24 protein-coding genes, 1 rRNA gene and 1 other annotated feature are annotated in these 22,880 nt (G+C 41.2%); all 25 genes read left to right on the forward strand.

Features of this window, described 5'->3' with window-relative positions; genetic code table 11:
* Positions 1-30 precede the first annotated feature (30 nt).
* On the forward strand, positions 31-1,407 hold the full coding sequence (locus tag AC1D7X_RS08510) for a bifunctional folylpolyglutamate synthase/dihydrofolate synthase (RefSeq protein WP_495455257.1): 1,377 nt from the start codon (positions 31-33) through the stop codon (positions 1,405-1,407).
* Positions 1,408-1,414: 7 nt separating this feature from the next.
* Positions 1,415-2,788, forward strand: coding sequence for a UDP-N-acetylmuramate--L-alanine ligase (gene murC, locus AC1D7X_RS08515; RefSeq protein WP_495475006.1), 1,374 nt, complete (start codon positions 1,415-1,417; stop codon positions 2,786-2,788).
* A gap of 190 nt (positions 2,789-2,978) precedes the next feature.
* Positions 2,979-4,172 carry an SPOR domain-containing protein gene (locus AC1D7X_RS08520; RefSeq protein WP_495475007.1) on the forward strand — a complete coding sequence of 398 codons (1,194 nt, stop codon included), beginning with the start codon at positions 2,979-2,981 and terminating at the stop codon, positions 4,170-4,172.
* A 119-nt stretch (positions 4,173-4,291) separates the two neighbouring features.
* A complete protein-coding gene (locus AC1D7X_RS08525) occupies positions 4,292-4,534 on the forward strand; it encodes a DUF4321 domain-containing protein (RefSeq protein ID WP_495455260.1) in 243 nt (80 codons plus the stop codon).
* A 23-nt stretch (positions 4,535-4,557) separates the two neighbouring features.
* Complete coding sequence (locus AC1D7X_RS08530) at positions 4,558-5,160, forward strand: Maf family protein (RefSeq protein WP_495475008.1); 603 nt, start codon at positions 4,558-4,560, stop codon at positions 5,158-5,160.
* 36 nt (positions 5,161-5,196) lie between these two features.
* Positions 5,197-5,886 carry a RadC family protein gene (gene radC, locus AC1D7X_RS08535; RefSeq protein WP_495475009.1) on the forward strand — a complete coding sequence of 230 codons (690 nt, stop codon included), beginning with the start codon at positions 5,197-5,199 and terminating at the stop codon, positions 5,884-5,886.
* A 39-nt stretch (positions 5,887-5,925) separates the two neighbouring features.
* On the forward strand, positions 5,926-6,948 hold the full coding sequence (locus AC1D7X_RS08540) for a rod shape-determining protein (RefSeq protein ID WP_495455263.1): 1,023 nt from the start codon (positions 5,926-5,928) through the stop codon (positions 6,946-6,948).
* Between the two features lie 24 nt (positions 6,949-6,972).
* The gene (mreC, locus tag AC1D7X_RS08545; protein ID WP_495455264.1) at positions 6,973-7,845 is read left to right on the forward strand and encodes a rod shape-determining protein MreC; all 873 of its coding nucleotides are present in this window, start codon (positions 6,973-6,975) and stop codon (positions 7,843-7,845) included.
* Positions 7,845-8,378 (forward strand): rod shape-determining protein MreD, encoded by a 534-nt coding sequence (mreD, locus tag AC1D7X_RS08550; RefSeq protein ID WP_495455265.1) that lies wholly within the window; start codon positions 7,845-7,847, stop codon positions 8,376-8,378. Before mreC ends, mreD begins: the two co-directional genes overlap by 1 nt.
* Positions 8,379-8,458: 80 nt before the next feature.
* Entirely contained in the window at positions 8,459-9,121 is a 663-nt protein-coding gene (gene minC, locus AC1D7X_RS08555; protein ID WP_495455266.1) for a septum site-determining protein MinC, read from the forward strand.
* Between the two features lie 3 nt (positions 9,122-9,124).
* Positions 9,125-9,922 (forward strand): septum site-determining protein MinD, encoded by a 798-nt coding sequence (gene minD / locus AC1D7X_RS08560; protein WP_495455267.1) that lies wholly within the window; start codon positions 9,125-9,127, stop codon positions 9,920-9,922.
* 157 nt (positions 9,923-10,079) lie between these two features.
* Positions 10,080-10,889: a peptidoglycan DD-metalloendopeptidase family protein gene (locus tag AC1D7X_RS08565; protein ID WP_495455268.1), complete on the forward strand. Its 810-nt coding sequence runs from the start codon at positions 10,080-10,082 to the stop codon at positions 10,887-10,889.
* Positions 10,882-11,742: a M50 family metallopeptidase gene (locus tag AC1D7X_RS08570; RefSeq protein WP_495475010.1), complete on the forward strand. Its 861-nt coding sequence runs from the start codon at positions 10,882-10,884 to the stop codon at positions 11,740-11,742. The genes AC1D7X_RS08565 and AC1D7X_RS08570 overlap by 8 nt, the downstream gene beginning before the upstream one ends.
* A 97-nt stretch (positions 11,743-11,839) precedes the next feature.
* Positions 11,840-13,084, forward strand: coding sequence for an Rne/Rng family ribonuclease (locus tag AC1D7X_RS08575; protein ID WP_495455312.1), 1,245 nt, complete (start codon positions 11,840-11,842; stop codon positions 13,082-13,084).
* 58 nt (positions 13,085-13,142) lie between these two features.
* Positions 13,143-13,226: a sequence feature (ribosomal protein L21 leader region), on the forward strand.
* Between the two features lie 12 nt (positions 13,227-13,238).
* Positions 13,239-13,550 (forward strand): 50S ribosomal protein L21, encoded by a 312-nt coding sequence (rplU, locus tag AC1D7X_RS08580; RefSeq protein WP_495455270.1) that lies wholly within the window; start codon positions 13,239-13,241, stop codon positions 13,548-13,550.
* A gap of 14 nt (positions 13,551-13,564) precedes the next feature.
* Positions 13,565-13,897 (forward strand): ribosomal-processing cysteine protease Prp, encoded by a 333-nt coding sequence (locus AC1D7X_RS08585; RefSeq protein WP_495455271.1) that lies wholly within the window; start codon positions 13,565-13,567, stop codon positions 13,895-13,897.
* A gap of 17 nt (positions 13,898-13,914) precedes the next feature.
* The gene (gene rpmA / locus AC1D7X_RS08590) at positions 13,915-14,226 is read left to right on the forward strand and encodes a 50S ribosomal protein L27 (protein ID WP_495455272.1); all 312 of its coding nucleotides are present in this window, start codon (positions 13,915-13,917) and stop codon (positions 14,224-14,226) included.
* 155 nt (positions 14,227-14,381) lie between these two features.
* The gene (locus AC1D7X_RS08595) at positions 14,382-15,116 is read left to right on the forward strand and encodes a Spo0B domain-containing protein (protein ID WP_495455273.1); all 735 of its coding nucleotides are present in this window, start codon (positions 14,382-14,384) and stop codon (positions 15,114-15,116) included.
* Positions 15,117-15,129: 13 nt separating this feature from the next.
* Entirely contained in the window at positions 15,130-16,440 is a 1,311-nt protein-coding gene (obgE, locus tag AC1D7X_RS08600) for a GTPase ObgE (protein ID WP_495455274.1), read from the forward strand.
* A 150-nt stretch (positions 16,441-16,590) separates the two neighbouring features.
* Entirely contained in the window at positions 16,591-17,028 is a 438-nt protein-coding gene (locus AC1D7X_RS08605) for an ACT domain-containing protein (RefSeq protein ID WP_495455275.1), read from the forward strand.
* A 42-nt stretch (positions 17,029-17,070) separates the two neighbouring features.
* Positions 17,071-18,357, forward strand: coding sequence for a homoserine dehydrogenase (locus AC1D7X_RS08610; RefSeq protein ID WP_495475011.1), 1,287 nt, complete (start codon positions 17,071-17,073; stop codon positions 18,355-18,357).
* 221 nt (positions 18,358-18,578) lie between these two features.
* Complete coding sequence (thrB, locus tag AC1D7X_RS08615) at positions 18,579-19,547, forward strand: homoserine kinase (protein ID WP_495475012.1); 969 nt, start codon at positions 18,579-18,581, stop codon at positions 19,545-19,547.
* Positions 19,544-20,413: a prephenate dehydratase gene (pheA, locus tag AC1D7X_RS08620; RefSeq protein ID WP_495455278.1), complete on the forward strand. Its 870-nt coding sequence runs from the start codon at positions 19,544-19,546 to the stop codon at positions 20,411-20,413. The genes thrB and pheA overlap by 4 nt, the downstream gene beginning before the upstream one ends.
* A 169-nt stretch (positions 20,414-20,582) precedes the next feature.
* The gene (locus tag AC1D7X_RS08625) at positions 20,583-22,052 is read left to right on the forward strand and encodes a LysM peptidoglycan-binding domain-containing protein (protein WP_495455279.1); all 1,470 of its coding nucleotides are present in this window, start codon (positions 20,583-20,585) and stop codon (positions 22,050-22,052) included.
* Between the two features lie 482 nt (positions 22,053-22,534).
* Positions 22,535-22,880, forward strand: a 16S ribosomal RNA gene (locus tag AC1D7X_RS08630); the annotation flags it as partial.

The following is a 22,880-nucleotide window of genomic DNA, read 5'->3' on the forward strand; positions in this document are numbered from 1 at the left end:
ACCAATTCATAGACCTGAAGGTGAGAGAGTATGGAGGATCAGATTGGAACCGAGCATAAGGCTCCTCTTACAACTTATATAGAAGCAGTCAACTGGATTAATGGTTTGATCCCTTTTGGAATTCGACCGGGTCTATCTCGCATGGAGGCCATGATGGAGCAACTAGGACAACCCCATCGTCGGCTTAAGTTCATTCATGTAGCAGGAACAAATGGAAAAGGTTCTACGTGCGCTTTTTTAACAAAAGTGCTGTTAGAAACAGGATATTCTGTAGGAACGTTCACATCGCCGTATATCACTAAATTCACAAATCGTTTTCAATATAATGGCGATGATATTCCTGAAGAAACCTTACTTGATCTCACCAATCGTTTGCGTCCTATAGTAGAGAGTATTGCACAAACTGAACTTGGTTCTCCAACCATGTTTGAAGTGTCTACGGCGCTTGCTATCCTATACTACGCACAGGTCTGTGTACCTGATGTTGTGGTATGGGAGACGGGCCTAGGGGGAAGACTTGATGTAACAAATATTGTTAATCCGGTCGTATCGGTCATTACGAATGTGGGCATGGACCATACCGATATTTTAGGAGATACGTTACAATTAATTGCTACGGAAAAGGCAGGAATTATTAAGCCTGGTGTCCCGGTCGTTAGTTGTGCAACACAACCGGAAGTTGTAGAAGTGATTAGAGCAGCAGCCAAGAGAACCAACTCAACGTTATATCTTGCAAATGAACAGTTCACGTATGAACGAAAAGAGTATGAATCTGGTATGCAATCTTTTCATTATGCTGGACCTTTTCGGTCGATAGATGTTGAGATTGGAATGAAGGGTGATCATCAGATTGCAAATGCTGCGGGTGCCATGATGGTGCTTGAAGTACTTCGCCAGTATATGGCATTCGTTATGGATGGTGAAGCTATCCTAAGAGGATTTCGAAATACAACATGGGCAGGGCGCCTAGAAGAAGTAGGAACTTCTCCGAGAATTGTACTGGATGGAGCACATAATCCAGAAGGTGCAGAGACGTTGGCTAAAAGTCTTCCTCAGTACTACGAATATCGATCATTAAATTTGATGATGGGGATGTTGTCAAATAAGCATCATGAGTCCTACTTTAAGCATATACTCCCTATAGTGGATACGCTTATCCTGACAGAGCCGGATTTTCGCAAGAAAATGGACGTAGATAAGCTGCTTTATATTGTAGAACAACTGCGGCCTAAGTACGGCAAACCTAATTTGCAAATCATCGTTGAACCCGATTGGAGAATAGCGTTAGAGAAATTGAAGTTACGGACGGAAGCGGAGGATCTTGGAGTGGTATCCGGTACATTATATTTAATTGCCGACGTGCGAGGATCTCTCTTAAATCGATCCGATTCTGAAAAAGGTTGGTGAATAACTGTTGAATACATCAGAACATGTTCATTTTATTGGAATTGGTGGCTACGGAATGAGCGCCATCGCTAGAGTGATGTTAGAAATGGGTTATACTGTCACGGGTTCTGACGTGGCTTCTCAGGAATTGACAGAGAAGTTGATAGCCAAGGGAGCAAAAATCTATATCGGTCATACCGCAGCACAGGTACATGGTGCAGATTGGGTCGTATATTCTACTGCGTTATCTAAAGATAACGTGGAACGAGTAGAAGCAGAACAGCTAAACATTCCTACACTACACCGTTCGCAAATGTTGGCAAGATTGCTTAACGAACGTAAAGGTGTAGCTGTTGCGGGTGCGCATGGGAAGACAACCACATCCTCTATGATTGCATTAGTCATGGAGAAATGTGGCGTTGATCCTACCTACATCATTGGTGGCGAAATCATGAATGTAGGAACGAATGCTAAAGCAGGTCAAGGTGAACACGTTGTCGCTGAGGCTGATGAAAGTGATGGTTCATTCCTTCAATATCATCCATGGCTTGGCGTCGTAACGAATATTGAAGCAGACCATTTGGAGAATTACAACAGTGACTTCGAAGAGTTAAAAAGAGCATATGTTCAATTTCTGAACCAGATTCGGAAAGATGGTACAGCTGTAATCTGTGGAGATGATCAGAATATACAGTCGATTATGCCTAAACTAGACTGTTCGATGATTACTTACGGTATTAAAACAGAATCGGATTTTATGGCGAGTGATATTGTTCTTGGGGATCGTCAAGTTTCTTTCACCCTAAGTCATCGTGGTGAGGCACTTGGAAGTGTTGAATTATCCGTTCCAGGTCTTCATAACGTATACAACGCCATGGCAACGATTATTGTATGTTTAACGTCAGGTATACCGTTCGCATCTATTGTTCAAGGTATCTCGGAATTTAATGGTGCTAAGCGTCGATTCCAGGTGCTTGGAGAAGAGAATGGGATTCTAATTATTGATGATTATGCCCATCATCCAACGGAGATTGAAGCTACTATTAGTGCTGCTAAAGCAACAGGCAAAAGAATTATCGCGGTATTTCAACCTCAGCGTTACTCGCGAACATTCTTTTTACTTGATGCATTCAGCAGAGCTTTTAGTGAGGCTGATGAAGTTATCATCACGGATATTTACTCACCAGCGGGTGAGAAGCAAATCGAAGGAATTCATTCTTCCAAATTAGTGGAGCTTATTGTTCAGAACAGTAACTCTGGGGCAAGATACCTTCCGACTAAGGAAGATGTACTGCTAGATTTGAAGACAAGAGTGACTTCCGGAGATGTTGTTCTAACGATGGGAGCCGGAGATATCTGGAAGGTTGGAGCTGAATTGGCAAAAGACTTGAATAAGAAATAGAAGTATACTAAGAAATAACGGCAGACCAAGGGATTCATCCTTGGTCTGCCGTTTGTCTTTTGACTCACTAGTAGGATTTATATTAGAATGTTTGAATTTATTTCATATTTACATATCCTTACTGAACATATCTTTCTTAAATCTATCATATATCTAGATAATAGAAGATAAGACAAGGTGAGGTGTATACATGAATAAGGGTAGAATGACTTTTCGATTTGGCGAAGTTAAAGAGCATATGGAGCGGAATGAAGAACAAGTAAACGTGGAGAAGCCCTTGAAAAAGATAGTTGGAAGTGAGTTGTTAACAGAGGAACCTAGAAATATAGAGTACCCAAGGTTAGCGATTGTTCCAGAACCTATGGATGGATGGGGAGACCCATTCAGTAAGAATGAAGCTTGGGAAGAGTTGATGACCACTCGCCATCCAAGAGTCGATCTAAGAGAAGATGTACATGAGGACCCATCTGCTAAAGAAGTCACAAATGAAAGAAATATAGGACCTGATATAGATCAGAATTATGCAGCTGAATATCGTCCACGTCGACCTACTTCACTGTGGAAGGTGTTTGGCACTGTTACAGCTGCAATCGTGACAGGGGCTTTGTTCGGGTTTGTAGTTCTCTCCCTTTTTGATGTAGGTAGCATATTTCCTAAGGGTTCGCAAAATAACACATCTCAAAATAACACAACTATAGAAAGCATGCCTGTAAGCAGTGATATGCCTGTCGAGACGGAAGGGCAGCTTCCAACCGTTGCAGTAACGATTGAACCACAGACTTATTATATGCTACAATACGGCGTATTCAGTAATGAAGAGCGCGTAGATATAGCTAAGCAGGAGCTTCAGAAGATAGGCCTTGCTGCTGGTGCTGATCCTGATCTGGGATATCGGGTTTATGCAGGTATATCAACAGATCGTGAACAGGCCAAATTGCTTAGTAATCAGCTAAAGACACAAGGAGTAGAGCTCTACATAAGAGAAATTACGCTTCCGTCAGCTAACGAACTTTCCTTTAAAGGGGATTCAGAAAGTCTTAGTCGTTACTTTACTGTAAGTACAGATCTTATCTCTTCTTTAAGTACTCAGTCGGCTTCGTTGCTTGGAATGGAGCGCCCTACCCCTCTAGGTGAGAGCGAGATGACGGTATTGACGGAACTACATCGCGTATGGACGGAATCTATAAAAACATTGCAAGCGGGTCTTAGTCCTGAGGCAGTTGTCGTAGAGAAGCAGATGGAACAAACAATGAATAGTGCTCTATCATCTGTAACAGAGTACAACAAGAATACATCTAAAGGCCATCTGTGGGAGATACAGTCTTACATGATGGAATACATGTTGGGGCAAAAACAAATGATTAATATGATGAAAAACAACTAAATAGATGCTATATCCGGTAGAGAAAATGGAAATACTTCCCCTACTGGATTTTTGTTTGTATTGAGCTTGAAATAACCGTATAATAATGTGAGTGTCAAAAAATGGCGAGGTAGATATGAATGAAGAGAAACGTAGGAATGCTTATATTGTTTCTGCTGCTTGGCTGGTTGGTAGGAGCATGGATTGCCATAGCACTTGAACCTGTTCAAAGTCTATCTTTTCTTACCGCATCAAAGGTGATTAAATGGTCACCACAAGCTGACTTGAATATTATTAGTTACGATTTTACCATTCAGATGAAACTGTGTTTGCTTAGTTTATTGACCATGATTATCTCCGTGTGGCTGTATCGCAAGCTATAATCGAAGATAAAGGAGAGCTCTATTTGACTTCACAATATTCACACCGAATTATTCTGGCATCGACATCTCCGCGTCGGCAGGAGTTAATCTCCTCTCTACGTATTCCATACGAAATTAAACCTAGTCATGTAGAGGAAAAAACCCCTGAGGAATGGACTCCTCCTGAGATCGTAGAGGGATTAGCTCTTCGCAAAGCGGAAGCCGTACATCAGACATGCTTGGGACAGACAGAACCTTCTATTATTGTGGGTAGTGACACGATTGTGCTAATAGACAATCAAGTACTTGGTAAACCTAAGAATGATCATGAAGCTTACTCTATGCTATCTTCTCTTCAGGGGAAGACCCATGAGGTATATACAGGCGTAGCGTGTATTGATGTATTAACAGGAAGAACATTGATCAATCATAGGGTGACTTCAGTCACTATGAAGCCATTGTCTGATCGCAAGATACAAGCATACGTAAATAGTGGTGAGCCTTTTGATAAAGCAGGCTCTTATGCAATACAAGGTCTCGGAGCAATGCTGATTGACGGCATACATGGATGTTATTTTAATGTCGTGGGCTTACCGCTTTCTCTTCTAACCGATATGTTATCGGAATTAGGGATGGATGTCTTGTAGTCTGTTGTTTGAATTGAGGAGAAAGAGGGGAATAGAGTGGAGTCGCAGTCACTATTAGTACGTGACCTCCCCCATGAAGAGCGACCAAGAGAACGCATGATGCATTATGGGGCAGAGGCTTTAAGCCATGCCGAATTGCTAGCAATACTGCTACGAACAGGATCTCATCAAGAATCGGCTATTCATTTGGCACAGCGGATCATGAATAAAATTGGCAGTATACGCAATTTAGTTGACCTCAGCATCAATGAACTTACACAAATTAAAGGCATTGGAAATGCAAAGGCAGTTCAACTTAAAGCTGGAATTGAACTAGGACAACGATTGGCTAGAGCTCGTATGAGCGATACAGTGACCATTCGTAGCCCTCGTGATGCAGTCGATGTACTTAGTGAGCAATTGAGATATTTACAAAAAGAACATTTCGTTTGTCTATTTCTAAATACGAAAAATCACATCATTGCCCAAGAAACACTTTCTATAGGTAGTTTGAACGCTTCCATAGTTCATCCAAGAGAGGTGTTTAGAGCTGCTATCAAATGTAGTAGTGCATCAATTGTATGTGCGCATAACCACCCAAGTGGAGATCCGACACCTAGTCCGGAAGACGTTTCTATCACTTCTCGTTTAGTAGAAGCAGGTTATGTCATTGGAATTGAGGTCATAGACCATGTCATTATTGGGGATGGGAATTATATTAGTTTAAAAGAACAAGGTTTGATGTAACATATTGTTTAGATTCGACACAGAAAGGGAGTTTACAGCATGTTAGGTGGATTTACAAAAGATTTAGGGATTGATTTGGGGACAGCAAATACACTCGTTTATGTCCGTGGTAAGGGCATTGTTGTTAGAGAGCCTTCAGTAGTCGCAATAAGATTGGATACAAAGAGCATTGAGGCTGTTGGGGAATCCGCTAAAAAAATGATTGGACGTACTCCTGGAAATATTCAAGCGATACGACCTATGAAAGATGGCGTTATTGCAGATTTCGATATTACAGCAACAATGATTAAATATTTCATTAAGCAAGCACAGAAACAGCGCTCTATGTTTCAACGTCATCCAAATGTGATGGTATGTGTTCCTTCAGGGATTACAGCTGTGGAACAACGGGCTGTTGAAGATGCAACGAAACAAGCGGGTGCACGTGAAGCATACATTATTGAAGAACCATTTGCAGCAGCTATTGGTGCTGATCTTCCAGTGTGGGAACCAACGGGTAGTATGGTTGTTGACATCGGTGGAGGTACAACAGAAGTAGCAGTTATTTCTCTTGGAGGCATTGTAACGAGTCGTTCTGTTCGTGTTGCAGGGGATGAAATGGATGAATCTATCATTCAATATATCAAACGTCAATATAACTTAATGATTGGTGAACGCACATCTGAATTGCTGAAGATGGAAGTTGGTTCTGCTCTACCATTAGATCAAGTGGAAACGATGGAAATTCGCGGTCGTGACTTGGTAACTGGATTACCGAAAACCATTACGATTACTTCAGATGAAATTAGCGAAGCGCTAGGTGACACTGTGAATGCTATAATTGAAGCTGTAAAGGTAACGCTTGAGAAGTGTCCACCAGAACTTGCAGCAGATATTATGGATCGTGGAATTGTTCTGACTGGTGGTGGAGCTTTATTGCGTAACTTGGACAAGCTGCTTGCTCAAGAGACAGGAATGCCAGTAATCGTTGCAGAGAATCCTTTGGATTGTGTAGCTATTGGGACCGGTAAGGCGTTGGAGAACATTCACTTATTTAAGAGTTCAGCTAGATCGCGACGGTAGGACAGAAATCAGCAATGTTAGAGGGTGTTGAAACTGTTTAAGTTACTTAAAAACAAACGGTTATTTGTTATATTAATTGGCCTTGTTATGTTTGTAGCTCTAATGGGATTTACAGTGGGACCTAGGACGAGTCTGTCTTGGCCTGAGAAGTTCTTAAGAGATACGGTCGGTTTTGTGCAAAACATCTTTTATAAGCCCGCTGGCTATATAGCGGGCTTGTTTGAAGATATCGGTAACCTGAAAGATATTCATAAAGAGAATGAGGAACTTAAAATTGCCCTCGCACAGTATACACGTGAGAAAGCGCGATTTAACTTTATGGAAGCTGATAATATAGGGCTGAAAAAGGACCTTAAATTCACAAAAGAGCAAAGTGAAAAAAATAATTATGAACTTCGTATTGCACAGGTGGTTAGTGTGAATACGGATCCCAATAATCGCTCATTGGTTATAGATATTGGGGAACGTAATGGTGTGAAGGTTAATATGTCTGTTATTTCTATAGATGGTCTTGTTGGTGTCGTTAGTAAAGTCAGTAACTTTACTTCAACGGTTAATCTGATCACGACCATGGATGTTAAGGATCCTAATACAAACGGGATTGCAGTTACATCGCTTAATAACCATAAAACCTTTGGTATTATTGAAAGTTATGACGAGAAGACACATACATTACTTATGACTGGAATTAAAGAAGATGATCCACTTAAAGAGAAAGATACGATTGTAACTTCAGGTAGTGGCGGACTGTATCCACAAGCAATGATTATTGGAACGGTTGATAGTGTTCAAAGGGGTGAAATGGGATTGCTGAGAACAGCGACCATTACGCCTGCTGCAAATTTTGTAGATTGGAAACGACTATTTGTTGTGTTTACACCGGAGGTTCTTGAATAGTGATGATGCGTAGACCTGTTCTTATTCTGTTATTATTCATTCTTTTTATAGTAGAAGGGACTGTCGTGCCATGGCTTATTCCGGATGCATGGCAGTCTAGAATTGTACCGAATTTGGTTTACATCGTGATCTTGTTTGTATCGATCTATAACCACCGTCATACGGCATTAGTACTTGGAATCGTATTTGGCATACTGCATGATATCGTATTTTATGGACAGGTCATGGGTACATATTCTTTTGCAATGGGATTGTCTGCTTATCTAATTGGCTTCATATTTCAAACTCCAAGGGCACCTATGCCTATTATGATGACGTCTGTTATTCTGGGTAGTTTGCTATTAGATAGTACCTTGTTCGGAATATACACATTATTTCAAATAAATCACACAACATATGATTGGGCTTTAGTGCATCATATCCTTCCTGACTTGTTCGTACACTTTGTTTTTGGATTAATAATCTACGTTCCTCTAAGATCTCAGCTAGAGAAAATTAGTAAACTTAACCAAAAGGAGAAGGCGGCAGCTTAGCCAAATTCTATTATTTAGAGATCAAAGCAGGAACTTGGGACTCTGGGAACGAAATGAATGAAGATGGGAGGGACAGGCTTATGACTGTAAAATCCAATCACGTCACGATTAAGGGCATCAAAGATGGCCTGGTATTCCTGCTTGATGATGAGTGTGAATTTCAAGATTTACTGACCGATCTTTGCTATAAACTGGAGCACAGCCATACGAATATATTAGCTGGTCCAATTATTCACGTGGATATAAAATTAGGTTCACGGCATATAACCGAAGAACAGAAGCAGAGTATTCTTGAAATTATGAAAAAAAAGGGTAATCTGTTAGTACGGTCTGTTGAATCACCAGAATTAAAAATGGAAAAAGAGCTCGGAAGTGATATTACTATAATGAGCGGTTTGGTACGTTCCGGTCAGGTTCTTCATCATGAGGGAAATCTTTTGTTTCTTGGAGATGTAAATCCAGGAGGTTCCGTGACTTGTACTGGGGACATTTATATTTTGGGTGCATTACGTGGGATGGCGCACGCAGGGTTTGATGGTAACGAAGACACTGTTATTGCTGCCTCTCATTTTGCTCCGACTCAATTACGTATTTCAAATATGATTAGTCGTCCACCTGATGAGTGGGAGACTTGGGAGACACGTATGGAATTTGCGTATTTGCAGGATGGAGTTATGCAAATCGATAAGATGAGCAATATAGCACGATTGCGGAGAGATTTTAACATGTTTAAGGGGGTGTAGTACATGGGAGAGGCTATTGTTGTCACTTCTGGTAAGGGTGGAGTAGGTAAGACTACTACAACAGCCAATATAGGAACTGCGCTTGCTTTACTTGGCAAGAAGGTATGTTTGGTGGATACCGATATAGGGCTGCGAAATTTGGATGTGGTTATGGGCCTTGAGAATCGTATTATTTATGACTTGTGCGATGTAACAGAGGGTAGATGCCGACTTGGGCAAGCACTGGTGAAGGATAAACGGTTCGATGAATTATTTATGCTTCCTTGCGCACAGACAAAAGACAAGGACTCCGTCAGCCCAGATCAGGTCAAAGATGTTATTCTTGAACTGAAGAAGGAATATGAGTATGTGATCATTGACTGTCCTGCAGGGATTGAGCAAGGATTTAAGAATGCGATCGCAGGAGCAGATAAGGCTATTGTAGTAACCACGCCAGAGAATGCTGCAGTTCGAGACGCTGACCGGGTTATTGGTCTATTGGAAAGCTTTCATGTTGAATCTCCAAAACTCATTGTGAATCGAATACGTCATAATATGGTTAAGTCGGGTGACATGCTAGATATTGAGGATATTCTGCAAGTACTGAATATTGACTTGATTGGGATCATACCCGATGATGAGTATGTGATAAAGGCATCCAATCATGGTGAACCAATAGTAATGAACCCTGACTCCAAAGCGGCCATTGCTTATCGCAATATTGCTCGTCGAATTCTAGGAGACACGGTACCTCTAATGCAAATGGATATCAAACAGGGTGCGTTAGTACGCTTTAAAAAGATCTTCGGAATGGGTCAATAGCAACTAGAGAAAAGGAACTCCCTTAAAAGTAGATTTTAGCTACTTCAGGGTGGTTCCTTTTTTGTTCTATGTTCAATCTAATGATTTATGCTTGTTCTAAATAGATGGACATCCCTCATAAAATGTATTAAAAGAAGCCCGCAGGGGGATTACCACAATGGATGATAATAAATTAGGATTGAAGAAACGTCGACAAGAACGAATACAGGAACTATTAGAGGTTAATCAGCCACAGTCCGAGTTAAAGAGGTTACCGAGAGAATATCCGATCGTTGAGGAACCAGACCCTGAAGTTTTGTGGAAAAAAGAGCGTAGTCAACGATATGGCGTTAATGACGAGGTTAAGAAACATCGTTTTTTGTCTAGTTTTACTTGGCGGTTAGTAGTCAGTGCCTTGTTATTTGGATTAATCATTGGCGTATATCGTTTTCAGCACCCTTGGGCGATTACTGCACAGCTGTATATTACACAGTCACTGAATCGAGAAATGGATTTTCAAGCAGTTGAAGCTTGGTATGTATCTCATTTCGGAGACACCCCTACAATTATTCCCATCTTTAAGGAAAGTCAGAGTGATCCGCAGAAGGTCATTGCATCACTTTCACTGGTCGTTCCTATCCATGGGAATATAACAACTCCTTATTCTGCGGATCTAAAAGGGGTTGAAATCGCACCCTATGAAGATTCAAATACGAAACATCCGGTTAAAAGCGTAGCAACGGGGCAGGTCATTAAGGTATTAACAGATTCGCAAATGGGAAAGACCCTAACGATTCAGCATACAGGTGGTATAGTGGCTATCTATGGACATCTTGATACTACTTTGAAATTGAACGATTGGGTTGAGGCAGGAGATACGCTTGGCCTATTAGCTGATATTGCTACAGGGCAGTCACCAACCTTATATCTTTCTATGAAGCAAGGTCAAGAATATATAGACCCCTCGGAAGTGATGTCTTTTGATTAATATTCGTGGGGTAACGCTATCGTTGCATCCGCTCTTTGTTATTGTCATGCTGATGTCGATATTGACAGGTGGCTTTATCGAGCTTATTACTCTCTTTGCTATTGTTCTTATCCACGAGATGGGACATATGAGTGCTGCGCTGATCCTGGGTATTAAGGTTCGATCTGTTCAGTTATTGCCGTTCGGGGGCGTTGTAACGATTGAGGATCATGGAAAGCTGACTCCTTGGAAGGAAATTATCATTGCTTTAGCAGGACCTCTTCAGAATGGAATTATGATAAGCATTGGACTGACTTTCATGACAATAGGTATTGGTGACCGTGAATTTATTTCGTACATTGTGCATGGAAACATGGTTATTGCGTTATTTAATTTGTTACCGATTCTTCCACTTGATGGCGGGAAAATCTTACAGTCACTGGCAAGTCGATACTTTTCTTATCATTGGACTTTACTATGGTCTTCAAGAGTTAGTATAGTTACAAGTATATTCGTAATCCTAAATTCCCTCCTTCCTTTGATCAAGGGTGAAGGAATCATACAACTAAATATATTGATGATTGGGATATTTCTATTTTATTCTAATCTTGTAGATTATCGTAATCTCCCATTTCGTTTTATGAGATTTCTGATGAATAGGATTGATTTGCATGAGAAATATGAGGCAAAAGGTATTATTGCCCAACCTATAATTACAGATGCATCGAAACATTTAGAGAACGTTTTGCGTCTATTTAAGAGAGAGAAATATCATTTGATATATGTTTTGGATAAAAATGGAATAGTTAAAACAGTTATACCGGAGCAACGTCTTATTTCAGCATACTTTTCTCATGGACGTCGTTTTCCTTAACAGTTGGAGGACGACTCGATAATATGGATACAGATACAAAATTGATAAGAGATTTCATGAACAATGTAGTGAAATGTCTTCTAGCAGAGGTGAAGCCATGAAACAGATGATCGTTAACTGTGAACCGAAGTTTACACAGATGGCTCTCATAGAGGAAGGCAAGCTAGTTGAGTTTGCAACGGAACGTAGCCAAAGCGAAAGTTTAGTAGGGAGTTTTTATAAAGGACGAGTAGTTAATGTATTACCAGGAATGCAGGCTGCATTTGTTGATATCGGACACAAAAAGAATGCCTTTTTATATGTAGATGATGTGCTACACCCCCATCTTGAGAAGCAGCCGAAGATTAAACCTTCGATAGAAGAATTGTTGAAAGTAGGACAAGAAGTTGTTGTCCAAGTGATGAAGGAGTCTCTGCGAGGTAAAGGACCGCGAGTTACTACACATTATTCGTTACCTGGGCGTTGGATTGTGTATATGCCCATAGCAGACTATGTCGCCGTATCGAAGAAGATTCAAAGAGAGAGTGAACGAACACGGCTCAAGGTTCTATGTGAACAAATGCGATATCAGGGAGAAGGAATTATCGTGAGAACCGTCTCACAGGATGAACAACGTGAGGCTGTGCAAGGTGATCTGGATTTCCTGCGTACGCAGTGGGATATTATTCAAGAGAGGGCGAAACAATCCGAAGCTCCCAGTTTGCTACATCAAGATTTAAGTATCGTACAGCGACTTATCCGTGATGCATTAGATCCTACGCAAGATGAACTTGTTATTAATAATGCTAGGGGAGCAGAAGAAGCTGAGATTTATCTGTCCGAAATGACAAATGGAGTACACATTCCCATTAAGATATATCAAGGGGCAGAGTCCATATTCAAGACTTATGGTATTCGTGATCAATTAGACAAAGGCTTATCTCGAAAAGTGACACTTTCTAGTGGTGGAACCATTGTTTGGGACCATACGGAGGCGTTAACCGTCATTGATGTGAATACAAGTAAATATACGGGTGGATATAGTTTGGAAGACACGGTAACGTTGACGAACTTACAAGCTGCGGAGGAAATTGCTAGATTAATCCGTTTAAGGGATGTAGGCGGTATTATCGTGATTGATTTCATCGACATGGAGCAAGAGGTACACCGTCAGAGTGTTGTGGACATACTAGAGTCAATTATGAAAAGAGACCGTGCTAAAAGCCAAATTGTGGGTTGGACGAAACTTGGTCTGTTAGAGATTACACGTAAGAAGGTTCGTGGTGACACATCCGTCATATTCGATAGAACCTGTGATCAGTGTAGTGGTACGGGCAGAATAAACGTAGTTACAATTCGTTGACTATATGAAAAGTATATGGTATCATCTATGAGTATGTGTCTGGTGCTTATAGCGTCTGCACATGCTGTAACCGCTCCGATCGGGTTGTGAAGTACAGTGTTTATAATGCTGTCACCTAGACTAGGCGAGTCTGAGACATGAGGAGGTGCAAGATATGTACGCAATTATCGAAACAGGTGGTAAACAATACAAAGTTCAAGAGGGCGATGTGTTGTTCGTTGAGAAACTACACGCAGAAGACGGAGAAAGTATTACTTTTAACCGTGTACTAGCAGTATGTGGTGACAATGGTTTGGTAGCAGGTACACCATTACTTTCAGGTGCAACTGTAGCCGCTACAGTTGAGAAACATGGTAAAGGTCATAAGGTTGTTGTATACAAGTACAAACCTAAGAAGAACTACCATAAGAAGCAAGGTCATCGTCAACCATACACTAAAGTAACAATCGGAAAAATTCAGGCGTAAGAAGGTGCGGTCAAGTGATTGTCGTACGTATCTTTCGTAATGATAGCGGAATGATCCAGAGCTTTAAGATAAAAGGACACGCGAACTATGCGAAGGCTGGAGAAGATATTGTATGCGCCGGAGTATCGGCTGTTACTGTCGGAACAGTTAATTCGATTGAAACGTTAACGGATATCTCTTTGGATTGTGATATGCATAATGGTTTCTTGAGCGGTAGTATTCCTCTTATAGAGGATGAGGCTGCTGGAAGTAAAGTGCAACTGCTATTGGAATCTATGGTCGTTATGTTGAATAGTATTGCTGATTCATACGGTGAGTATATTCAAATAGAAGAAGTTATTATTTAAAGAAGGAGGTAGACAACATGTTAAAGTTGAATCTTCAATTGTTCGCATCGAAAAAGGGTGTTGGTTCCACAAGAAACGGACGTGATAGCCAATCGAAACGTCTTGGTGTGAAACGTGCAGACGGTCAAACGGTTACTGGCGGAAGTATCCTAGTTCGTCAACGCGGAACAAAAATTCATCCAGGTACGAATGTTGGCATCGGTAAAGACGATACCTTGTTTGCTAAAGTGGAAGGCGTTGTGAAATTTGAACGTTGGGGCCGCGATCGCAAAAAAGTGAGCGTCTACCCGGTAGATCTCGCACCTGTAGCGGCAGCAGTGGAAGCTTAATTGCTATCGAAAACAGTTGTGAACTGATAAGAAGCCTCCGGCCAATAAGTGCCGGGGGTTTTTTTGTAGGTTTTGGGATGATTTGGTGAGAAGTACTGTGCTATACTATGAATTGGTGAAAACACTCAATATGTGATTAGGAACGAGGAGAAGCTGTGAAATCGTGGAGAAAGTTATGGGCTATAGCGGTCTTATCAACTTGGATTCCATTGTTTTTTGTTATATGGTATCCAGCGTTACTATGGTACATCGTGCTTACGCTTTGGATGGCTACAGTACTTTGGATCGTAATCACCACTATTCACAGGCAGTATGAAAAGGAACACCGGTTAGTTATTCAAAGTCTTGAGCAGACCGCTCTTAAGACATTAAATCATCATCGGCATGATTGGATGAATGATTTACAAATTTTATATGGTTATATCCAGTTAGGTAAACATGATAAATTACTTGATTGTGTGGGAAGAATAAAGGAACGGATGCTGATTGAGGGTAAGATTGCGAAGCTTGGTATCCCTTCATTGGTCTTCTATCTACAATCTTTTCGTACTATGGGAAGTAATGTGGAACTTGAGGTCAATATAGCGGATGATTTGCATCTTAGTGGTAGATTGAAGCAAGATGACACTGAGAACTGGGTATCTGCCATTGTAGAGGCTATTCGGTCATATCAATATGGCGAATTAGCATCTTTGGGTGAGAGTCGTAAGCTTACTCTTAGTCTGTATGAAGAAGATGGAGAGATTGTTGCCTTTTTTGAAGGTGAAGGTTCACAGGGGAAGCAAGAAGTACCTCCGCAACAAATTAATAATGTGGTTCGTAGCCAAGAGACAGAGCAGGTTTACAGCTCTCCAGCTTCTTTCAGGCTACGCGTGCCGTGTGATAGATGAGGAAGGTGAAGTTATGTTTGTAGATAAAGCGAAGATTTATGTAAAAGCGGGCGATGGAGGTGACGGACTCGTTGCTTACCGCCGTGAGAAATATATACCGGACGGTGGACCTGCGGGTGGTGATGGCGGCAGAGGTGGAGATATCATTTTCCGGGTAGATGAAGGACTTCGGACATTGATGGATTTCCGTTACCAACGCCATTTTAAGGGACAACCTGGTGTAAAGGGACGTAATAAGAACCAACATGGAGCTAATGCGGAACATACAGCTGTTCGGATCCCGCCAGGAACCATTATTATGGATTCTGATACAGGAGAAGTTATTGCGGATTTAACCAGACATGGACAGCAAGTTGTTGTCGCTCGAGGTGGCAGAGGTGGAAGAGGAAATTCACGATTCGCTACCATGAAGAATAAAGCTCCCGAAATTGCTGAGAATGGCGAAGAGGGTCAAGAACGTAATATTGTATTAGAATTAAAAGTCATGGCAGATGTTGGACTTGTGGGTTTCCCGAGTGTTGGTAAATCAACATTGTTGTCCGTTGTTTCAGCTGCTACTCCTAAGATTGGTGCTTATCATTTCACAACCATTACACCCAATTTAGGTGTGGTTGATGTAGGGGATCACCGTAGTTTTGTTATGGCTGATTTACCAGGACTAATTGAGGGAGCTCATGAAGGCATTGGGCTTGGACACGAATTTCTACGTCACGTTGAGCGGACTCGTGTTATTATCCATGTGGTAGATATGTCTGGTTCTGAAGGTAGAGATCCATTCGAAGATTGGGTAAAGATTAATGAAGAATTAAAATTGTATAACCCAGGTCTTGAGAAACGTCCACAAATTGTTGCTGCTAACAAAATGGACATGCCTGAATCGGAGTCATTGTTGGAATCTTTCCGTGAACAGGTTAAGGGAGTTAGACCTGATTTAGAGATTATGCCTATATCTTCTTTGACACGTAAAGGTATACAAGAGCTGTTGTACCGTGCAACAGACTTACTGGATCAAATTGAAGTTGATCCAATTGTAGAAGAAGTTCCTGAAATTAAGGAAAGAAAAGTGTATACATTAGACAAGAAAGACGATGAATCCTTCACGATTGTTCGTGAGAATGAGACATATATCGTTCAAAGTGTGAAGATCGAACAGATGATGAAGAGAATGCAGCTTAATTCACATGAAGCTATTCTCAAATTAGGTCGAATTCTTCGTGCTATGGGTGTGGATGAAGAGCTTCGTAAGCGCGGAGCTGTGGATGGAACACCTGTCCGTCTTGGCGAATACGAATTCGAATTTGTTGAAGGAAGTAGTTATTACTAACAAGAATATGCAGACTGACCGTAACGGTACTTTCCCAAGTACCGTTGCGGTTTTTTTTGTTAAAAGGGTTGCTATCTCTTGACCCTCAAAGGATATATAGTTTATAATGTCCACTATACACAAACAGTAGTCTTTGAGGAGAGGACGTTCGTGAAAGAACGCTATTATTTAGTTCGTGAAGATATTTTGCCTGAAGCTGTGATAAAGACCATGCAAGTGAAGCAATTACTTGTTGCTGGTGACGTGAAGACAGTCAATGAAGCCGTTGAACAAGTGGGGTTAAGTAGAAGTGCATTTTATAAATATAAAGATGGAATTCATCTTATTAATCAATTGGAACGTGAAAGAATTGTTACGATTTCCATTGATTTAGAGCACCGTGCAGGAATGTTGTCAAAAGTCTTGAGTTTAGTAGCGGGGCTAGGCGGTAACGTTCTAACAATGCATCAAAGTATACCGCTTCAGGGGATTGCCAATGTTGTTATATCTGTAGAAATTTCACGAATTAGTGAAGGACTAGGGGATATGCTTGAAGGTATGAAAGGTGTAACAGGCGTTAAACGTGTTCATATGGTTGGACAAGGATAGGACAAATATAGGATGGACGAAGTGGTCGAGGAGGGCTAGTTAATGAAACCGGTAAAAGTAGGATTATTAGGATTAGGAACAGTAGGCACAGGTGTTGTTCGTATTGTTGAAGGAAATCAGGAGGATTTAAGTAGTCAAGTTGGTTCCCCTATTGTTATTTCGAAGATTGCTGTGAAGAATAGTGATAAAGCTAGGGATATCCCATTTGATCCTACAATAATGACTGAAGATCCATGGGAGGTTATTCGCGATCCTGAGATTGACGTTATTATAGAAGTCATGGGTGGCGTAGATCAGACTAAAGAGTACATTATAGAAGCATTAGAACGGGGTAAGCATATCATCACTGCCAACAAGGACTTGATGGCTTTGCATGGATCTGAAATACTTGCAAAAGCACAAGAGAAACAGTGTGATGTATTCTATGAAGCTAGTGTTGCGGGTGGGATTCCCATTATTCGCACATTAATCGAAGGATTCTCTTCAGACCGTATTTTGAAAATAATGGGCATTGTAAATGGAACCACAAATTTTATTCTGACTAAGATGAGTAAAGAAGGTGCTTCTTACGATGATGTATTACTAGAAGCACAACAACTTGGTTATGCAGAGTCAGATCCTACATCGGATGTAGATGGGTTGGATGCTGCACGTAAAATGGCCATCCTAGGCACACTTGGTTTTAGAACGAATGTAGAGTTAAAAGATGTTAGTGTTCGTGGTATTTCCCAAGTAACCAAAGAGGACATTGCATATGCTCAACGTCTTGGGTATGAAATGAAGTTGTTAGGAATAGCAGATCGTGAGGGTGAGCACATCAGCATTAGTGTCCAACCTACGATGGTACGCCGCAGTCATCCGATCGCATCCGTGAACGGTGTATATAATGCGGTGTATGTGTATGGCGAAGCTGTGGGCGAGACGATGTTCTATGGAGCTGGAGCTGGGGCTATGCCTACAGCAACTTCTGTAGTGGCTGACCTTGTAGCGGCGATTAAGAACTTAAGACTTGGCGTGAACGGCTTAAAAGCCATCGTTCCATATAAAGAGAAAAAGCTCAAAGATGATGAGCAAATCAATTATAAAAATTTTATACTTTTACATGTTGATGATAAGGCAGGGGTACTTGCGCAAATTACTCAAGCCTTCGCTCAATTTGATGTGAGTTTAGAATCTGTTGTTCAACAACCAAATGAACACAACCCATATGCGGAAATTATTATCGTAACTCATAATGCCAGTAAAGCTAGTATGAACATGGTGTTGCAGCATTTTGAAGGATTAGATGTAATTCGTACAATTAAAAGTGTCTATCGTGTAGAAGGTTAATTTAAAATGATAATAAATCGACTCCCTGCGGTTCCATTCAGGATACTGGGGAGTATATAAATTGTAATGCGAAGGATACTTCCAGTAAGAAATAGTGGGATGCGTGGGCTAATAGCTCTTTGACTTGAACGATTCAAGTCATACGTATGGACTGACTGTTATCCACATCCTACCGTTGAAAAGGACAATGGATGCTATCGCTAAGCTGGAAGAGGAACATTATGATTAGAAGTGAGGGTATACGTGTAAAGGTTCCAGCGAGTACGGCAAATCTGGGACCTGGATTTGATACGTTAGGAATGGCCTTATCGTTATATTCCTGGATTGAGATGAAAGCGTCTGAGCGCACCCAGTTCCATTTGTATGGTGATCAAATGAAAGGGTTGGCAAAAGATAAATCGAATTTGGTATATCAGGTAGCGCAACTTGTTTTTGATGAGGCAGGTGTTAGTGTACCGGAGATTGAACTCTCTATGTACTCTGATATTCCTTTAACGAGAGGTCTTGGAAGCAGTGCTTCAGCCATCATTGGGGGCATGAGTGCAGCAAATGCATTAATTGGTTCTCCACTTTCTAAGGATAAATTATTTGATATGGCTACTAAATTAGAGGGTCACCCTGATAATGTGGGAGCATCCTTATATGGCGGAATTATAACGGCGATATGGGATGGGACCCATGCTGATTACATCAGAATGGAACCTCACACTGATCTAGTTGCGCTTGTGGTTATCCCGGAATTTCAACTGTCTACTTCGGAAGCTCGAAAGGTTCTCCCAGATCGTATTAGTCGAGAAGATGCGGTGTATAACATCAGTAGATCTTCTCTATTGGTTGCGGCACTCTCAAACGGTAGATTTGATCTGATTGCAAGAGCGATGTCTGATCGATTACATCAACCTTATCGCGCAAGTCTGGTACCGGGTATGTCTCGCATATTGGAAGAGGCGCCAAATCGGGGAGCTCTTGGTGTCGCTTTAAGTGGAGCGGGTCCAACTTTGATATCCTTGGTAGATCGTCGGAATCTGGATAAGAGAGCGTTAGAAGTATATTTGTTGGATACGATGAAGGAATATGGAATTCAAGCTTCCGCGAGATGGCTTGACCCATCTAGTGACGGAGTTATTCTCAATGAGAGTGTTCAATCTAGCTCATTTATGGATATGATTAAAGGGGACATTAAAGTATGAAACGAATTGCATTACTACCAGAAGGCTCAGTCTCTCATGAAGCAGTAAAACATCTATTCGGTGATGAATCTGTAGAACTGCTGCATTACAAGCAAATTGCAGATGTATTTCGTTCAACGGTTCAAGGTAAAAGTGATTATAGTGTCATTCCCATAGAGAATACGATAGAGGGGTCTGTAAGCCTTCATATGGATTGGCTTGTGAATGAAGTTGATATTCCTATGCAAGTGGAATGGGTATACCCATCCATACAGAATTTAATAGGTGATCGTGAACAGTTCCTGACAGTAGATGGAGAGATCGATTACAGTAAAATCACCAAAATTTTGTCTCATCCTGTGGCTTCGGCCCAATGTCAGCAGTTTATCCGTACGCATGCTCCTCAAGCTGAGATTGAGAATGTGGGAAGTACATCAGAAGCTGTTCATATTGTTAAAAAAAATCCAGGGCAAGGATGGACGGCCATCGGAACGGCTCTTGGAGCTGTCACTCATAAGTTAGATGTCATGGCTGAACGAGTAACAGATCATGATAACAACTTCACCAGATTTATACTCATTGGTCCTGAACCGGTGTCCCTTAAGCGCAGAAGTATACAGACGAAAACAAGTGTAACTGTTACGCTCCCAGAAGATTTTCCAGGGGCACTTCATCAAGTTCTATCTGCTTTTGCTTGGAGAAGGCTGAATTTGTCCCGAATTGAATCCCGTCCCACGAAGAAGAAACTGGGTAACTATTATTTTTATATTGATGTTCTTGCTGAAGTGGACACTGTATTATTACAAGCCGCAATATCGGAGATTGAAGCTTTAGGATGTCAGGTGCGTGTATTAGGTTCTTACCCATGTTATAACTATGAAAAATAGTGAATGTGCAATAATAATAAGTCGAAATTCAATAAAAATCTTTTCATGCTAAAGCCATGGAAGGATTTTTTTTATTTTCAATGATGTCATCCGCCTAATACTTGCATAAGATGAGAGTAACGAAGGCGGGCATATGCCGTCTATAAGAAGTTTAGGAGGTTTTTGCCACGTGAAAATACACATGGTTAAGAAGGGCGACACCTTATACGAGTTATCTAAGAAGTATGGGATATCGCTAGAGAAATTAATTGCAGCTAACCCGCAGTTAACAGACCCGAACAAGTTAAACATAGGTGATAAGGTTAAAATTCCGTCGGAAACTGTTCCTGTTCCAATGCCTGAGAATGTCATTCATAAGCATGTAGTAAAGCAAGGAGATAGTCTATGGCAGATATCTAAAGCATGGGGAGTAACGTTGAGGGAGATGATTGATGCCAATCCTCAATTAAAGAACCCGAATGCCCTACTTGTTGGCGAAATTGTATATATCCCTAAAGTGGGTATGCAACAAGCGGCTAATGGGGAGACGACAGCTGGGAATAACATTCAGAATAAAACAACTCCAGGAAGTAAAACAAACACAGGACCTAAAGTGGATAACGCGCCTAAAGTAGATAACTCTCCTAAAGCTGAGATTTCACCAACGGAGACCGTTGTACCTGTTATCCCACAATTGCCCCAACTTCCTGACAATGCACCCGTTACTAATACATCGAATCCAGCACCCAACACGCCAATTCCCGTACCCGTACAGATGCCAATTGCAGCTAACCCACCACTTGATATCCAAGAAGAAAAGGTAGAGATGACTCAACATCTGTTTATTCAGTATTCTGTTCCTGCTCAAGAAGCGATGGGAAATGCTCCTATGATGAAGGAGAAATCAGGAAAGTCGGATTCATGTCCTCAGGGAACGGACCAAATGTACCCAGGGATATCAGAAGGGTACTCATGGAACCAGCAACAATATGAACAGCAGAATTGGAATCAACCACAGTACGAACAGCCAAATTGGAATCAACAAGGTTATGAACAACAACCTAATTGGGCACAACCGCAGTTTATGCAACAACCGTGTTATCCAGTGATGCCACAAATGGTTCAACAAGATTCTAATCCTAACTACTCACAGTGGGCTGGAGATGGATCTGGTTACGGGGGGTATGGGCAAGGATACTCACCACTCTCGAATAATGCTCCATTAGGGAATGTCACTGTGACATGCTCTAATATATATTCTTGCACACCTCCATATGAATGGACTTACCCGGAGGGAATGATGCAAAGCCCAATGGGATTAAATTCTGTACAACCGAATATGTCTTTCGGGGGCAATCCTCCCTATGTGCAGCCAGAACAGCAAGGGCAACAGCAAGGTTGCGGTTGCAATAGTAGAGAATCGAGTGTCGGAGTGATCGAGCAAGATTCAACACAAGGGAAACTTGAAGACGCTACGGAGGAAGTTAGTATAGCGAATAATGTGAGTGATTCTAATCCTGAATCTAAAGAATTAACTAGTAGTACTGATTTAAAGAAAGCCCAAACTTCGGCTACGAATAAAGGAAAAAGTAAATCGACTAAAGAAATAAAGCCGAAAGCTAGACAACATAAACGTCGCAATCCGTGGATAAAAAATTAAACGATATCAATCCTAAGATCAAGGCAAACGTGTAGGAAACGTTTGCCTTGATCTTTTGTATATTATTGGCAGTTGCCAACTGTGCTTCACATATGTTAAATTATTATTCCGGCCAAAAAAGATTGCTAATGGCTAAATGAAAGAAATGATGAATAGTATCATAGGGTAGATATTCTAATATACTAATTCTTTTAAAAAAAGTTGTTGCATTATTATTCATCACATGATATGATATAAAAGTTGTCACCGAGAACAACTGGTAACAACATAATGAACAAATTGGTCTTTGAAAACTGAACAACGAGTGAGTAGATTTCACGAAAGTGAAGTCAAAACAAATGAGAAATCATTTGATAGAGAAAGTAATTTCTCGTCAGTTTGTTTTAAATGAGCATATCGCTCTTTTCATAAGCGTCATTAATTCATCTTCTCCGCAAGGAGATGGGCGAATTAATGACGGTCGATCAAACGAAGTTTGATCTAATTTGGAGAGTTTGATCCTGGCTCAGGACGAACGCTGGCGGCGTGCCTAATACATGCAAGTCGAGCGGAGTCATTTTGGAAGCTTGCTTCCAAAATGACTTAGCGGCGGACGGGTGAGTAACACGTAGGTAACCTGCCTGTAAGACTGGGATAACTACCGGAAACGGTAGCTAATACCGGATAATTTGTTTCCTCTCATGAGGAGACACTGAAAGGCGGAGCAATCTGCCACTTACAGATGGGCCTGCGGCGCATTAGCTAGTTGGTGAGGTAACGGCTCACCAAGGCGACGATGCGTAGCCGACCTGAGAGGGTGAACGGCCACACTGGGACTGAGACACGGCC

Source organism: Paenibacillus sp. Y568 (assembly GCF_059445545.1).

Excerpts from the sequence above, each read along its gene's own strand:
- AC1D7X_RS08610 (WP_495475011.1), top strand. The coding sequence starts at position 17,071 with ATGAAACCGGTAAAAGTAGGATTATTAGGATTAGGAACAGTAGGCACA.
- rplU (WP_495455270.1), top strand. The coding sequence starts at position 13,239 with ATGTACGCAATTATCGAAACAGGTGGTAAACAATACAAAGTTCAAGAG.
- minC (WP_495455266.1), top strand. The coding sequence starts at position 8,459 with ATGACTGTAAAATCCAATCACGTCACGATTAAGGGCATCAAAGATGGC.
- AC1D7X_RS08565 (WP_495455268.1), top strand. The coding sequence starts at position 10,080 with ATGGATGATAATAAATTAGGATTGAAGAAACGTCGACAAGAACGAATA.
- minD (WP_495455267.1), top strand. The coding sequence starts at position 9,125 with ATGGGAGAGGCTATTGTTGTCACTTCTGGTAAGGGTGGAGTAGGTAAG.
- AC1D7X_RS08520 (WP_495475007.1), top strand. The coding sequence starts at position 2,979 with ATGAATAAGGGTAGAATGACTTTTCGATTTGGCGAAGTTAAAGAGCAT.
- pheA (WP_495455278.1), top strand. The coding sequence starts at position 19,544 with ATGAAACGAATTGCATTACTACCAGAAGGCTCAGTCTCTCATGAAGCA.
- rpmA (WP_495455272.1), top strand. The coding sequence starts at position 13,915 with ATGTTAAAGTTGAATCTTCAATTGTTCGCATCGAAAAAGGGTGTTGGT.
- obgE (WP_495455274.1), top strand. The coding sequence starts at position 15,130 with ATGTTTGTAGATAAAGCGAAGATTTATGTAAAAGCGGGCGATGGAGGT.
- AC1D7X_RS08525 (WP_495455260.1), top strand. The coding sequence starts at position 4,292 with ATGAAGAGAAACGTAGGAATGCTTATATTGTTTCTGCTGCTTGGCTGG.
- AC1D7X_RS08510 (WP_495455257.1), top strand. The coding sequence starts at position 31 with ATGGAGGATCAGATTGGAACCGAGCATAAGGCTCCTCTTACAACTTAT.
- thrB (WP_495475012.1), top strand. The coding sequence starts at position 18,579 with ATGATTAGAAGTGAGGGTATACGTGTAAAGGTTCCAGCGAGTACGGCA.
- AC1D7X_RS08540 (WP_495455263.1), top strand. The coding sequence starts at position 5,926 with ATGTTAGGTGGATTTACAAAAGATTTAGGGATTGATTTGGGGACAGCA.
- AC1D7X_RS08575 (WP_495455312.1), top strand. The coding sequence starts at position 11,840 with ATGAAACAGATGATCGTTAACTGTGAACCGAAGTTTACACAGATGGCT.